Source organism: Streptomyces glaucosporus (assembly GCF_039533345.1).
Classification (GTDB): Bacteria; Actinomycetota; Actinomycetes; order Streptomycetales; family Streptomycetaceae; genus Streptomyces; species Streptomyces glaucosporus.
On sequence record NZ_BAAATJ010000030.1, the window covers coordinates 26,846 to 39,725 of the forward strand.

The window sequence follows — 12,880 nt, forward strand, 5'->3', positions numbered from 1 at the left end:
CCCGTGCGTCACCGCGCGCTCCGCGCGTCCTGACCATCCGTCATCCACACAGGACCGCCGGGCCGGCCGAAAGGTTGTACGGACCGTTGGGCGGGACGCAGCCTCGCCCTCAGCTCCGCGACACGTTCCGTTCGTAGACCAGCCGCAGACCGATCAGGGTCAGCCACGGCTCGTGCTCGTCGATGGCCGACGCCTCGCCCAGCACCATGGGGGCCAGGCCGCCGGTCGCGATGACGGTCACGTCGTCCGGGTCGTCCGCCAGTTCGCGGGCCATCCGCTCCACCACGCCGTCCACCTGTCCGGCGAAGCCGTAGAGGATGCCGGACTGCATCGCCTCGATGGTGTTCTTGCCGACGACGCTGCGCGGACGGGCCAGCTCGATCTTGCGGAGCTGCGCCCCGCGCACGCCGAGGGCCTCGACGGAGATCTCGATGCCCGGGGCGATGGCGCCGCCGACGTACTCGCCGCGGGCGGAGACCGCGTCGAACGTGGTGGCCGTGCCGAAATCCACGACGATGCTCGGGCCGCCGTACAGCTCGATCGCCGCCGCCGCGTTGATGATCCGGTCCGCGCCGACCTCCTTGGGGTTGTCCACCAGCACGGGCACCCCGGTCTTCACGCCCGGCTCGACGAGGACGGACGGGATGTCGCCGTAGTGGCGGCGCGTCACCTCCCGCAGCTCGTGCAGGACGGCGGGGACGGTGGAGCAGACGGCGACGCCGTCGACGCCGTCGCCCAGCTCCTCGCCGAGCAGCGGGTGCATGCCCATCAGGCCCTGGAGGAGGACGGCCCACTCGTCGGCGGTGCGGCGCGCGTCGGTGGAGATCCGCCAGTGCTCGACGATCTCCTCGCCGTCGAACAGGCCCAGCACGGTGTGCGTGTTGCCGACGTCGATCGTGAGCAGCATCAGGCCCCCTCCCCCCGGGCTCCGTCCCCGTCCCCGTTCCCGTCCCGTGTCCCGTCGCGCAGGTCCAGGCCGATGTCGAGGATCGGCGAGGAGTGGGTGAGGGCGCCCACCGCCAGGTAGTCGACGCCGGTGGCCGCGTAGGCGCGGGCGTTGTCGAGGGTGAGCCGGCCGGAGGACTCCAGCCGGGCCCGGCCCGCCACCAGCCGCACCGCCTCGGCGGTCTCCTCGGGGGTGAAGTTGTCCAGCAGGATCAGGTCGGCGCCCTCGGCGAGGACGGGCTCGATCTGGTCCAGCCGGTCCACCTCCACCTCGATCGGCACGCCGGGGAACTCCTCGCGGACCGCCCGGAACGCCTCGGCCACGCCGCCCGCCGCGATCACGTGGTTGTCCTTGATCAGCGCGGCGTCCGACAGGGACATCCGGTGGTTGACGCCGCCGCCGCAGCGGACCGCGTACTTCTCCAGGGCCCGCAGGCCCGGGGTCGTCTTGCGGGTGTCGCGGACCTTGGCGCCCGTGCCCTCCAGCGCGTCGGCCCAGGCCCGGGTGGCGGTGGCGATGCCGGACAGCCGGCACAGCAGGTTGAGGGCGCTGCGCTCGGCGGTGAGCAGGTCGCGGGTGCGGGTGCGCACCGACAGCAGCCTCTGGCCCGCGCTCACCCGGTCGCCGTCCTCGACGTGCCGCTCGACCTCGAACTCCTCGGTGCAGACCACCGACAGCACCGCCTCGGCGATCCGCAGCCCGGCGACGGTGCCCGCCTCGCGGGCGGTGAAGTCGCCGGTGGCGACGGCGTCCTCGGGGATGGTCGCGACGGTGGTGACGTCCACGCCGTGGTCGAGGTCCTCCTCGATCGCCAGGTGGGCGATGTCCTCGACCCGCACCGGGTCCAGGCCGGCGTCCGCCAGCAGTTCCGCCAGGTCCGGGTCCAGCCCGCACTCCAGCGGGTCCAGTTCGAAGTCGTCGTCCGCGCCGCCGCAGCCGCAGGAGTCCCCGCAGCCTCCCGCGGCGCCGCTCACCGCCTCGCCGGGGCGGCCGAAACCGATCTGGAGCAGCGGAAGTTCGTTGGACATGGGGCTGGTCACGGTGTCTCCTCGGGGGCGACCGGCGGGAAGGCGGTCGAGTCGGTCGTACGGACGACGAGGGTAGAGCCCTCGTCGGTGGGGCGCAGGGCGATGACCGAATGGCGCCGCCACGAGGCGTCGTCGCGGTCGGGGTGGTCCTCGCGCCAGTGGCAGCCGCGGGTCTCCGTCCGGCGCAGGGCGGCGGCGACCAGGACGCGGGCGACGAGGTGGAGGTTGGCCGTCTCCCAGCTCTCGACGCCGGGTTCGGCGGGCTTGCCCGGGGCGCCGGGGGACGTGCCGGAGGAGGTCCCGGGCGAGAGCGCCTCCAGCTCCTCCGCGGCCCGCGCCAGGCTCCCGGCGGACCGCAGCACCCCGGCCCCCGCGGTCATGGTCCGCTGGATCGCGTACCGCGCCTCGGGCGGCAGCGGCGGGACGGTCCGCTCGCCGGCGGGCACGGCGGGGACGGCGGTCCGCACGGGGGTGCGGGCGATCCGCTCGGCGATCCGCTCGGCGAAGACCAGGCCCTCCAGCAGGGAGTTGGAGGCCAGCCGGTTGGCGCCGTGGACGCCGGTGCAGGCGACCTCGCCGCAGGCGTACAGGCCCGGCACGGTGGTGCGGCCCGCCAGGTCCGTGCGGACGCCGCCGGACGCGTAGTGCGCGGCGGGCGCCACCGGGACCGGCTCGGTGACCGGGTCGATGCCGTGGGAGCGGCAGGCGGCGAGGATGGTGGGGAACCGTTCCTCCCACATCCGCGCCCCGAAGTGCCGCGCGTCCAGGTACATGTGGTCCGCGCCCCGCTCCCGCATCCGCCGCGTGATGGCCTTGGCGACGATGTCGCGCGGCGCCAGCTCGGCCAGCTCGTGCTGCCCGAGCATGAAGCGGGTGCCGTCGGCGTCGACGAGGTGGGCGCCCTCGCCCCGCACGGCCTCCGACACCAGCGGCTGCTGGCCCTCGCTGCCCGGGCCCAGGTAGAGGACGGTCGGGTGGAACTGGACGAACTCCAGGTCGGAGACCTCCGCGCCGGCCCGCAGCGCCAGCGCGACGCCGTCGCCGGTGGAGACGGCCGGATTGGTGGTCGCGGAGAACACCTGCCCCATGCCGCCAGTGGCCAGCACCACCGCCGGGGCGTGGACCGCGCCCACGCCGTCGTGCCGCCCCTCCCCCATCACATGGAGGGTGACGCCCGCGGCGCGCCCCTCGGCGTCCTTGAGCAGGTCCAGGACGAGCGCGTTCTCCACGGTCTCGATGCCGGCGTCCCGTACGGCCGCCACCAGCGCCCGGCTGATCTCCGCTCCGGTCGCGTCGCCGCCCGCGTGGGCGATGCGGCGGCGGTGGTGGCCGCCCTCGCGGGTCAGCTCGATCTCCCCCGTCTCCGGGGAGGTGTCGAACCGGGCGCCGACGCCCATCAGGCGGCGCACCGCGCCGGGCCCCTCGGTGACCAGCGTCCGCACCGCGGTCTCGTCGCACAGGTCGGCGCCCGCGACCAGGGTGTCGACCAGGTGCTGCTCGGGGGTGTCGCCCTCGCCGAGCGCGGCGGCGATCCCGCCCTGCGCCCAGCGCGTGGAGCCGGCGTCCAGCCGGGCCTTGGTGACGATCACCGTCCGCCGGCCGGCGGCGGCGCAGCGCAGGGCGGCCGTCAGGCCGGCCACGCCGGAGCCGACCACCACCACGTCCGCCCCGACCGTCCAGCCGGGGCGCGGCCCCGCCAGGCGCAGGGACGCCGTGCCGTTCGCGTCCGCGTTCACCGGGCCTCCTCCGTCCCGCCGAGGCGCAGGCGGACGTTGTCGATCAGCCGGGTGGTGCCGACCCGGGCCGCCACGGCGAGGACGGCCTCGCCCCGGTGGGCGCCGGGCTCCGCGGGGACCTCGGTGAAGTCGGCCGGGTCCACCAGCGCCAGGTAGTCGACGGACAGCGGCGGGTCCGCCTCCTCCGCCTCCGCCAGGACGGCGCGGGCCGCGGCGAGGATCGCCCCGGGGCCGGCCGGGCCGTCCCCGCGGGCGGCCGCGTCCCGTCCGGCGAACAGGGCGCGGGAGAGGGCCAGGGCCGTGGTGCGCTCCTCCGCCGACAGGTAGCGGTTGCGGGAGGAGAGGGCCAGCCCGTCGGCCTCGCGCACGGTGGGCACGCCCACGATCTCCACGGGGAAGTTCAGGTCGCGGACCATCCGTGTGATCACGGCGAGCTGCTGCGCGTCCTTCTGCCCGAAGAACGCCAGGTCGGGGGCGGTGAGATGGAGGAGCTTGGCGACGACGGTGAGCACGCCGTCGAAGTGGCCGGGCCGCGAGGCGCCCTCCAGCCGCTCGCCCATCGGGCCGGCGGTCACCCGCACCTCGGGCTCGCCGCCGGGGTAGACCTCCTCCACCGGAGGCGCGAAGACGGCGTCGGCGCCAGCCTCCGCGGCCACCGCCACGTCCGCGTCCAGGGTGCGCGGGTAGCGGTCCAGGTCCTCGCCCGCGCCGAACTGCAGCGGGTTGACGAAGACGGTGACCACCACCCGGCCGTCCGGTCCGGCCTTCTCCCGGGCGGCCCGGATCAGGGCGGCGTGGCCCTCGTGGAGGGCGCCCATGGTCATCACCACCGCCCGCCGGCCGCCGCGCGGCAGGGCGCGCAGCTCGGCGGCGGTGCGCAGCACGGGCACGGACACGTTTCGGCTCCTTCGTTCGGCGGTCGGACCGCTCCCGGTCCCGGCGACCGGGTCGGTGGTCGTCCGGGCGGGCGTCCCGGTGGTCGTCCCGGCGGCCCCCGTGTCCCGGGCGGTCACGCGGCGCCCCCGTCCGAGAGGACCTCCAGCAGGTCCTCGGCCAGCTCGGGCCTGAGCAGGCCGTTCGCCAGGGCGCGGTCCGCGGTGGTGCGGGCCATGGCCAGGTAGCCCGCCACCGCCTGGGGCGCGTGGCGGCGCAGCTCGGCGACGTGCGCGGCGACCGTGCCGGCGTCGCCCCGGGCGACCGGGCCGGTCAGCGCGGCGTCGCCGGAGCGCAGGGCGTTGTCCAGGGCCGCGCCGAGCAGCGGGCCGAGCATCCGGTCCGGTGCGGCGACCCCGGCCGTGCGCAGCAGGTCCATGGCCTGGGCGACCAGGGTGACCAGGTGGTTGGCGCCGATGGCCAGCGCCGCGTGGTAGAGCGGGCGGGCCTCCTCGGCGACCCACTCGGGCTCCCCGCCCATCTCGATGACCAGCGCCTCGGCGGCCAGCCGCAGCTCCTCGGGCGCGGTCACCCCGAACGAGCAGCCCGCCAGCCGGTCCACGTCCACGGAGGTGCCGGTGAACGTCATCACCGGGTGGAGGGCCAGCGGCAGGGCTCCGGCCCGCGTCGCCGGGTCCAGGACGGCCGTCCCGTAGCGTCCGGAGGCGTGCGCCAGGAGCTGCCCGGGCCGTACGGCGCCGGTGGCGGCCAGGCCGGCGACCAGGCCGGGCAGGGCGTCGTCGGGGACGGTGAGCAGTACGAGGTCGGCGCGGGCCAGCACCTCGGCGGGCTCCACCAGCGGCACTCCCGGCAGCAGGGCGGCGGCCCGGCGGCGGGAGGCGTCGGAGACGCCCGAGGCGGCCACGGGGCGGTGTCCGGCGAGTTTCAGCGCGGCGGCCAGGGCCGGGCCGACGCGTCCCGCGCCGACGACTCCGACGTTCAGACGCGCGGGACGGTCCCCGGCGGCGCCGGAGGGGTGTTCGTTCACGTGAGCTGGGCCTTCCGTTCCAGTCCGCGGGGTTCCCCCGGGCGGGAGGCCGGGGCATCGGTACCGGACGATTGATGCCATGCTACGCGGACGCCGTGGACCGCCGGTCCGCGCGGTGGGACGGCGGGCGGCGGGACGCGGGCCGGCGGGTGTCCGCCGGCGGGCGCCGGAGCGGTCCTCAGCAGGGCTTCCGGTCCGCTCGCGGACGCGGCCGCCCCCACAGGGGGAACCGCGGGAGGAGCCGCCGCGGCGGGCGCGGGCCGGAACGGGAGCGGGTCCGCGCCTCCAGGAGGGCGTCCCGGAACTCGTGGGGGACGTGCCGGCCGGCCTCCCCCGGCAGGGGCAGCGGATCCCGGCCGTGCTGTGCGGCGCGGTACTGGGCGAGTGCGTACTCGGCGTGGAAGCTCATGCCTCCACGCTGTGCCCGGCCCCGGCCCGGGGGCACGCCGATTGACGGTGTCCGTCAAACGGCGACGGCCCGCGTCCGGCGCCGGGCAGGATGGGACGCATGAGCGTGATCATCGACGTCACCGGCCTGCCGGACGAGCGCATCGTCTTCGCCCCGTCCCCGCTGGCCGAGCTGGGCGCGGCCCTCCACGTCCTCTCCGAGCCGGCGCACCACCCGTGGCTGCACGGCTGGACGACCACCACGCTCGCCGGTCTCGCGCCGGACCTGGCCGACCGGCTCGCCCAGGCCGACGTCCTGTGGCGCTCCACCCGCTCCGACGTCCTGCTGCCGATCGGCCCCCGCCCCGGCGACACCCTCGCCGAGGAGCTGGACATCCTCGACCGGCTGGACGACGAGCGGTACGTCCGCGCCGCCCTGGAGATCAACTGCTCCAGCGACTACGACAGCGAGGGGCCGTCCCCGCTGGCGGACCCCGCCGCCCGCCGGCGGGCCCTGGACCGGGCCGCCGCCCGGGGCCCGCGCCGGCTGGAGTTCGCCCGGAGCCTGCTGGCCGACCCGCCCGCCGTACGGGCCTGGATACGGCGGCTGCTGGAGGACTGCGACCAGGCGTTCTTCGCGGACCTCTGGCAGCGGACGCACGGTGCGCTCGCCGCCGACGCCCGGCACAAGACGGAGCTGCTGCGGCACCGGGGGCTCGCCGGGGCGCTGGCCGCCTCGTCCCCCGCGATCGCCCTGGAGGAGGACGCGCGCGGACGGCGCGTGGTCGTCGACAAGCTGACCGACGGGGCGACGACGGCGACGGACCCGGCCGCCGGGGAGGGGCTGGTCCTGGTGCCCACCGCGCTCGGCCGGCCGCACCTGGTGGTCCTCCACGCCCCGCACCGGCGGCCGGTGGTCCAGTACCCGGTCGCCTCGCCCGACCTGCGCGCCGGGCCGGGCTCGGTGGAGCTGATGCAGCGCCGGCTGGAGGCGCTGGCCCACCCGGTCCGCGTCCGGCTGTGCCGCAGCCTGGCCCGCGCCCCGTACACCACCGGCGAGCTGGCGGACGGCCTGGGCATCACCGCGCCGGAGGTCTCCCGGCACCTGAAGGTGCTGCGGCAGGCGGGACTGCTGACCGCGCGGCGGCACGGACGGTACGTGCAGTACCGCCTCGACGTCACCGTCGTGGCGCGGCTGGGCGGCGACTTCCTGGAGGCGGTCCTGCGCTGACGGCGTAATACCGGGGAGTTCCGGGAGGCGGTCGGGGATGATCGGGCGCATGACCGCGGACGAGGAAGCAGCAGACGCGCACGAGGGCGCCGGCGAGCGGAGGGCCCGCAGGCTCGCGGCGTGGAACACCGCCCGGCGGCGGCTGGGGGACGCCTCGGCGGAGGGGACGATCGCCGGGCGGCTGGCCCGGCTGGCGGAGGAGGGCGCCGCCGTCCACGACCTGTCGCGGAGCCCCGACGTCTACGGCGACGGGATCGTCGCCGACCTGGAGGAGCGCACCGCCGACCTGCTGGGCACCGAGGCCGCCGTGTTCTTCCCCACCGGCACCATGGCCCAGCAGGTGGCCCTGCGCTGCTGGGCGGACCGCACCGGCAGCCCCACCGTCGCCCTCCACCCGCTGTCCCATCCCGAGCGCCACGAACGCCACGCGCTGACGCAGCTCACCGGCCTGCGGCCCGTCCACCCCACCACCGAGCCGCGGCTGCCCACCGCCGAGGAGGTGTGGGAGCTGCCCGAGCCCTTCGGCACCCTGATGCTCGAACTCCCCCTGCGCGACGCGGGATTCGTGCTGCCCACCTGGGACGAACTGGTGGAGACCGTCGACGCGGCGCGGCAGCGGGAGGCGGTGGTGCACTTCGACGGGGCCCGGCTGTGGGAGTGCGCGCCGCACTTCGGGCGGACGCTCCCGGAGATCGCCGGCCTGGCCGACAGCGTGTACGTCTCCTACTACAAGTCCCTCGGCGGCCTCTCGGGCGCCGCCCTGGCGGGGTCGTCCTCCCTGGTCGAGGAGGCCCGGGCCTGGCGGCACCGCTACGGCGGGCAGGTCTTCCAGCAGTGGCCCGCCGCGCTGTCCGCCCTGGTGGGGCTGGAGCGGGAGCTGCCCCGGCTGCCGGAGTACGTCGACCACGCGAAGGTGGTGGCGGACGCCCTGCGCCGGGGGCTGGAGGACGCCGGGGTGCCGTGGTTCCGGATCCACCCGGAGGTTCCGCACACCCACCAGTTCCAGGTGTGGCTGCCGTACGGCCCCGAGGAGCTGACGGAGGCGGGCGTGCGGCAGGCGGAGGAGGACGGGACGGTGCTCTTCCGCGTGTGGGAGGCTTCGGGGCCGCCCGGACTGGCCGTGACCGAGGTGACGGTCGCCGCCCCGGGCCTGCTCTGGAGCCCGGAGGACGTCCGCGAGGCGCTGTCGGCGTTCCTCGCCCGTCTGCCGGGGCTCCCGGCGCGGGGCTGACCGCCCGGACCGGCCCGCCCGGAGGGCGCCGGGTTCCGTCACGCGCCCCCCGCGCGCACCAGCCCGGTCTCGTACGCCAGCACCACCGCCTGCACGCGGTCGCGCAACCCCAGCTTGGCGAGGATGCGGCCCACATGCGTCTTGACGGTGGCCTCCGAGAGCACCAGCCGCCGGGCGATCTCGCTGTTGGAGAGCCCCTGGGCGACCAGCAGCAGCACCTCGCGCTCGCGGTCGGTCAGCCGCTCCAGCTCCTTGGCCTGCGGCTCCTCGCCGGCGGCGGGCAGCAGCGTGGCGAAGCGGTCCAGGAGGCGGCGGGTGGTGGAGGGGGCCACCACCGCGTCGCCGCTGTGGACGGCGCGGATCGCGGCCAGCAGCTCGTCCGGCGGGACGTCCTTGAGCAGGAACCCGCCGGCCCCGGCCCGCAGCGCGGAGAAGGCGTACTCGTCGAGGTCGAAGGTGGTCAGGATCAGCACCCGCGGGCCGCCGGGGCCGCCCTCGCCCCCCTGGCAGATGCGGCGGGTGGCCTCGACGCCGTCCATGCGGGGCATCCGCACGTCCATCAGCACCACGTCCACGGCGGTGGCGCGCAGCTTCTCCAGGGCCTCGGCGCCGTCCCCGGCCTCGGCGACGACCTCCATGTCGGGCTGGGCGTCCAGCACCATGCGGAAGCCGGTGCGCAGCAGCGCCTGGTCGTCGACGAGCATCACGCGGACGGTCATGGGTTCCCCTCGGGTCGGTGCGGTGCCGGTCCGGTGCGGTGCCGGCCCGGCGGTGGTGGCTCGGCGGTGGTGGCTCGGTTCGCCCGGCGTCCCACGGGGCTCCTCACGTGGTGTTCCTCAGCGGCAGGACCGCGCTGATCCGGAAGCCGCCGCCCGGCCGGGGGCCCGCGTCCAGGCTGCCGCCGACCATGCCGACGCGCTCGCGCATCCCGATCAGTCCCTGCCCCAGCCCGTCCAGTCCGCCGACCTCGTACAGCTCGCGCTGGGCGCCGCGGCCGTCGTCCTCGGCGAGCAGGGTCAGGTCGTCGGGGCCGTAGGTCAGCCGCACGGTCGCGCCGGCGTCGGGGCCGCCGTGCTTGCGGGTGTTGGTCAGCGCCTCCTGCACGATGCGGTACGCGGTCAGCTCGACGCTGCTGGGCAGGGGGCGCGGGGTGCCCTCGATGCGGAAGTCCACCGGCAGCCCCGTGTTCCGCACCTGCTCGACGAGGTCGGCGAGCTGCTCGACGCCGGGCTGCGGCACGTACTCGCCGCCCTCGCCCTGCTCCCCGGTGCGCAGCACGCCCAGCAGCCGCCGCATCTCCGACAGCGCCTGGCGGCCGGTGCCGGAGATGGTCTCCAGGGCCTTCCGGGCCTGCTCGGGCGCGGTGTCGAGGACGTAGGCGGCGCCGTCGGCCTGGACGACCATCACCGACACGTTGTGCGCGACGACGTCGTGGAGCTCGCGTGCGATCCGGGCGCGTTCGGCGGCGACCGCGACCTTGGCCTGCGCCTCGCGCTCCTTCTCCAGCCGGGCGGCGCGCTCCTCCAGCTGCGCGTAGTAGGCGCGCCGGGTGCGCAGCGAGTCGCCCAGCACCCAGGCGAGGACGAAGGTGACGGTCATGAAGACCGTGCCCAGTACCGCCCCGGCGACGTCCTGGCCCTTGTTGGGCCAGCGCAGCGTGTGGACGACGGGCGCGATCAGGGCGCCGGCCAGCGCGAGGCGGGAGGCCCAGCGGACGTTGCGGGAGGCGTTGGTGAAGACGATCACCAGCAGGGCGAAGTTGGCCGGCACCGGGAAGGCGCCCGTCACCACCTCGGCCAGTCCCGTGCCGACCGCCAGGACCAGCATCTTCTCCGGCGCCCGGCGCCGCAGGGCCACCACGGTGCACAGGGCCAGGATGACCGGCACGGAGGCCGCCTGCTGAACCTCCCCCTGGCCCAGGCTCCTGGCCGACGGCGGGTGCGACATCAGCGTGAGGAGCCACGTGGCGGACAGCCCGAACAGGACGAGGGCCCACAGCCCGTCGACCAGGGCGGGGTGTCTGCGTATGAACTCGTACAGCCGGTGCACACTACCCAGCGTAGGCAGGGCCGGTACGTGCGGGAGTCAACCGGACGGGCGATCCCCGGCCGCCGCTCCTACTCCCCAGGGTGGAGGCAGGGGCGCCCGGCGGGGCTGGAGCAGCCAGGTGAAGGCGCCCAGGCCCCCGGGGTCGGTCAGCTCGGCCGCCTCGCCCGCGCCGCCCAGCCGCCGCAGGTAGGCGGCCGGGTCCCGGGAGGCCAGGGACAGCGGCGGGCGGGCGCCGCTGACGCCCAGGGCGTGCAGCGCCTCGCGCTGGGTGGTCAGCAGGCCGGGCCCGCTCCCGCCGTCCGCCGCTGCCGCCGCGCACGCGTCGAGGGCCACGTGGCAGGTCAGGTCGCGCTCCCCGTCGGGGACGGGCCGCACCTCGCGGCCGTCGCGGTAGCCGGTGAGGGTGCCCAGCGGCGGACGGTCACCGCGGGTGTGGGCGTAGTCCGCGGCGACGGCCAGGCCCCGGTCCAGGCAGGCCACGGCGCCCGCCCAGGCGGCGTCGCGGGGGCGGCCGATCTCGGCGCGCAGGCCGGGCTCGGGCGGCAGCGGCCACCAGCGGGCCAGCCAGTCGGCGTCCTCCCCGGTCACCGGCTCGCCCAGGTGCTCGGTGCCGTCGTCGTCCACCAGGACGTAGCGCGGGACGCCGCCGGAGTCGGTCTCGGCTATGTCCACGGGCACGTTGTCCAGCCACTCGTTGGCGAACAGCAGCCCGGCCGCGCCGCGCGGCGGGGCGCCGGACCAGCGGATCGCCGGGTCCAGCCCGTCCGGCCGGGGGGCGACCTCGACGGCGTGGGCGCGGACCCGAGCCGCGGTCTCCCCCGGCAGCGCGGCCAGGACGCCGGCCAGCAGCTCGCCGCGGCCGGCCCCGTAGTCGACCAGCGCCAGTTCGCCGGGGTGCCCGAGCACCGCGTCCACGCGCTGCAGCAGCTCCGCCACCGCCTCCGCGAACAGCGGGGAGACGTGCACGGAGGTGCGGAAGTGCGCGGCGGGCGCCTGCCGCACGAAGAACCCCTCCGGCCCGTAGAGCGCCTCCTCGGCGGCCCGGCGCCAGCGCCGCGGCCCCCGCGTCCCGTCCGTCACCCGGCGTCCGTCCCCCACCGGTTCACTTGTCGATGTCGCCGACGACGAAGAACATCGAGCCGAGGATGGCCACCATGTCGGCGACCAGCGTGCCGGGCAGCAGCTCGGTCAGCACCTGGACGTTGTTGAACGAGGCCGAGCGGAGCTTGAGGCGGTGGGGCGTCTTGTCCCCCCGGGAGACCAGGTAGTAGCCGTTGAGGCCGAGGGGGTTCTCGGTCCAGACGTAGGTGGCTCCCTCGGGGGCCTTGAGGACCTTGGGCAGCCGCTGGTTGACCGGTCCGGGCGGCAGGTCCGCGAGGCGGTCCAGGCAGGCGTCGGCGAGGTCCAGGGAGTTGCGGGTCTGCTCCAGCAGCACCTCGAAGCGGGCCAGGCAGTCGCCCTCGTCGCGGGTGACGACCTCCAGCACGTCCGCCAGCTCGCCGTACGCCAGGTACGGCTCGTCGCGGCGCAGGTCGAAGTCCACGCCGGAGGCGCGGGCGACCGGCCCGCTGACGCCGTAGGCGTGGACGGCGTCCGGGGTGAGGACGCCGACGCCGCGGGTGCGGCCGCGGAAGATCTCGTTGCCCAGGACGAGCCGGTCGTAGGTGTCCATCTTGGCGCGGACCGCGGCGACGGCGTGGCGCGCCCGCCCCAGCCAGCCCGCCGGGAAGTCCTCCTTGAGGCCGCCGACCCGGTTGAACATGTAGTGGATGCGTCCGCCGGAGACCTCCTCCATCGCCCGCTGGAGCTCCTCGCGCTCGGTGAAGGCGTGGAACATGGGCGTGATGGCGCCCAGCTCCAGCGGGTAGGAGCCGAGGAACATCAGGTGGTTGAGGACCCGGTTCAGCTCCGCCAGCAGCGTCCGCCCCCACACCGCCCGCGGCGGGACCTCCATGCCCAGCATCCGCTCGACGGCCAGGACGACGCCGAGTTCGTTGGAGAAGGCCGACAGCCAGTCGTGGCGGTTGGCGAGGACGATGATCTGCCGGTAGTCGCGCGCCTCGAACAGCTTCTCCGCACCCCGGTGCATGTAGCCGATCACCGGCTCGGCGGCGGTGATCCGCTCGCCGTCCAGGACGAGCCGCAGCCGCAGCACCCCGTGGGTGGAGGGGTGCTGCGGCCCGATGTTGAGCACCATGTCGGTGCTCTCCGCCGCGCCGCCGACGCCGACGACTGTCTCGGTGGTCTCGGTGGTCGTGCCGGGATCGGTCATGGTTCCCAGTCTGGCAGCAGCGGGACGCCCGCCCGCCTCCTCCCCGGGGCCCACCGGCCCGCTCCCCGGCTCCTCCCCA

At 76.1% G+C, this 12,880-nt stretch carries 12 protein-coding genes; 2 read left to right on the top strand and 10 right to left on the bottom strand.

The genetic code is table 11. The features are described from left to right. Positions 1-109: 109 nt before the first annotated feature. The 6 genes from ABD358_RS24420 to ABD358_RS24445 form a co-directional block, all read right to left on the bottom strand. Positions 110-907, bottom strand: coding sequence for a type III pantothenate kinase (locus ABD358_RS24420; RefSeq protein ID WP_344633286.1), 798 nt, complete (start codon positions 905-907; stop codon positions 110-112). After that, entirely contained in the window at positions 907-1,974 is a 1,068-nt protein-coding gene (nadC, locus tag ABD358_RS24425) for a carboxylating nicotinate-nucleotide diphosphorylase (RefSeq protein WP_344633333.1), read from the bottom strand. The genes ABD358_RS24420 and nadC overlap by 1 nt, the downstream gene beginning before the upstream one ends. An 8-nt stretch (positions 1,975-1,982) precedes the next feature. Further along, a complete protein-coding gene (locus ABD358_RS24430) occupies positions 1,983-3,710 on the bottom strand; it encodes an L-aspartate oxidase (protein WP_344633287.1) in 1,728 nt (575 codons plus the stop codon). Further along, positions 3,707-4,606 (bottom strand): pantoate--beta-alanine ligase, encoded by a 900-nt coding sequence (gene panC / locus ABD358_RS24435; RefSeq protein WP_344633288.1) that lies wholly within the window; start codon positions 4,604-4,606, stop codon positions 3,707-3,709. The genes ABD358_RS24430 and panC overlap by 4 nt, the downstream gene beginning before the upstream one ends. 113 nt (positions 4,607-4,719) lie before the next feature. Further along, the gene (locus ABD358_RS24440; RefSeq protein WP_344633289.1) at positions 4,720-5,631 is read right to left on the bottom strand and encodes a Rossmann-like and DUF2520 domain-containing protein; all 912 of its coding nucleotides are present in this window, start codon (positions 5,629-5,631) and stop codon (positions 4,720-4,722) included. A 178-nt stretch (positions 5,632-5,809) separates the two neighbouring features. After that, a complete protein-coding gene (locus ABD358_RS24445) occupies positions 5,810-6,040 on the bottom strand; it encodes a hypothetical protein (RefSeq protein WP_344633290.1) in 231 nt (76 codons plus the stop codon). A 99-nt stretch (positions 6,041-6,139) separates the two neighbouring features. Here ABD358_RS24445 and ABD358_RS24450 point away from each other — a divergent pair, with 99 nt between their 5' ends. After that, the gene (locus ABD358_RS24450; protein ID WP_344633291.1) at positions 6,140-7,249 is read left to right on the top strand and encodes a DUF5937 family protein; all 1,110 of its coding nucleotides are present in this window, start codon (positions 6,140-6,142) and stop codon (positions 7,247-7,249) included. Between the two features lie 49 nt (positions 7,250-7,298). Beyond that, entirely contained in the window at positions 7,299-8,480 is a 1,182-nt protein-coding gene (locus ABD358_RS24455; RefSeq protein ID WP_344633292.1) for a threonine aldolase family protein, read from the top strand. Between the two features lie 38 nt (positions 8,481-8,518). Here the strand turns inward: ABD358_RS24455 and ABD358_RS24460 are convergent, their stop codons facing one another. From ABD358_RS24460 to ABD358_RS24475, 4 genes are all read right to left on the bottom strand, one after another. Continuing rightward, positions 8,519-9,199 carry a response regulator gene (locus ABD358_RS24460; protein WP_344633293.1) on the bottom strand — a complete coding sequence of 227 codons (681 nt, stop codon included), beginning with the start codon at positions 9,197-9,199 and terminating at the stop codon, positions 8,519-8,521. Between the two features lie 103 nt (positions 9,200-9,302). Next, positions 9,303-10,529, bottom strand: a complete 1,227-nt coding sequence (locus tag ABD358_RS24465) for a sensor histidine kinase (protein WP_344633294.1) — start codon at positions 10,527-10,529, stop codon at positions 9,303-9,305. A gap of 36 nt (positions 10,530-10,565) precedes the next feature. Next, complete coding sequence (locus ABD358_RS24470; protein ID WP_344633295.1) at positions 10,566-11,609, bottom strand: SAM-dependent methyltransferase; 1,044 nt, start codon at positions 11,607-11,609, stop codon at positions 10,566-10,568. Positions 11,610-11,631: 22 nt separating this feature from the next. Further along, complete coding sequence (locus ABD358_RS24475; RefSeq protein WP_344633296.1) at positions 11,632-12,801, bottom strand: NADH-quinone oxidoreductase subunit D; 1,170 nt, start codon at positions 12,799-12,801, stop codon at positions 11,632-11,634. Positions 12,802-12,880 lie beyond the last annotated feature (79 nt).

Coding starts and splice junctions, on each gene's coding strand:
- ABD358_RS24420 (WP_344633286.1), bottom strand. CDS start 907: ATGCTGCTCACGATCGACGTCGGCAACACGCACACCGTGCTGGGCCTG.
- ABD358_RS24450 (WP_344633291.1), top strand. CDS start 6,140: ATGAGCGTGATCATCGACGTCACCGGCCTGCCGGACGAGCGCATCGTC.
- ABD358_RS24445 (WP_344633290.1), bottom strand. CDS start 6,040: ATGAGCTTCCACGCCGAGTACGCACTCGCCCAGTACCGCGCCGCACAG.
- ABD358_RS24460 (WP_344633293.1), bottom strand. CDS start 9,199: ATGACCGTCCGCGTGATGCTCGTCGACGACCAGGCGCTGCTGCGCACC.
- ABD358_RS24475 (WP_344633296.1), bottom strand. CDS start 12,801: ATGACCGATCCCGGCACGACCACCGAGACCACCGAGACAGTCGTCGGC.
- ABD358_RS24455 (WP_344633292.1), top strand. CDS start 7,299: ATGACCGCGGACGAGGAAGCAGCAGACGCGCACGAGGGCGCCGGCGAG.
- nadC (WP_344633333.1), bottom strand. CDS start 1,974: ATGTCCAACGAACTTCCGCTGCTCCAGATCGGTTTCGGCCGCCCCGGC.